Source organism: Mesorhizobium sp. M0800, from assembly GCF_040320095.1.
Classification (GTDB): domain Bacteria; phylum Pseudomonadota; class Alphaproteobacteria; order Rhizobiales; family Rhizobiaceae; genus Mesorhizobium.
In genome coordinates, this window is sequence record NZ_JAMYOZ010000091.1 from 1 (window position 1) to 581 (window position 581).

The 581-nt window shown below is 60.8% G+C and carries 1 pseudogene; it reads right to left on the reverse strand.

Annotated elements, in window-relative coordinates:
* Positions 1–120 precede the first annotated feature (120 nt).
* Positions 121–581: pseudogene (locus tag NKI18_RS33360) on the reverse strand (valine--tRNA ligase); the annotation flags it as partial.

Here is a 581-nt window from a genome sequence, read left to right on the forward strand (position 1 = left end):
CGCCTCTGTCGTTGTGGCGCTCCCATGCAGAATTTGGCCCATAGCGCATCCTTTGATTCGGAGGATAAGGATGCCCCATCAAAGCCCGGGATCAAACATCTAGCGCTCCGGCGTCACCTCCAGCCCGGCGAGAAAGTCCTCATTGTCCTTGAGGCTCACCGCCGCATTGACGGTGAGGATATTGACCGCCGGCAGCCGGTGGCGCTTGCCGGCCTCGAAATCATTGAAGTCATGCGCCGGCGTGATCTTGACCGCACCGCTGCCTTTTTCGGGATCGGAATACTCGTCCGCCACCACCGGGATCCTGCGGCCGACGATCGGCAGGATGAGGTTCTTGCCGACGAGATGCCGGAAACGCTCGTCGTCGGGGTGGACTGCGACAGCCGTATCGCCCAGCATCGTCTCCGGCCGGGTCGTCGCAACGGTGATGAAGGTCTTCGGATTTTCCGGATCGAAGGTCATGCCTTCGACCGGATAGCGGAAGTGCCAGAGGTTGCCGTTGACTTCCTGCTGCTCGACCTCGAGATCCGAGATGGCGGTCAACAGCTTCGGGTCCCAGTTCACAAGGCGCTTGTCCTTGT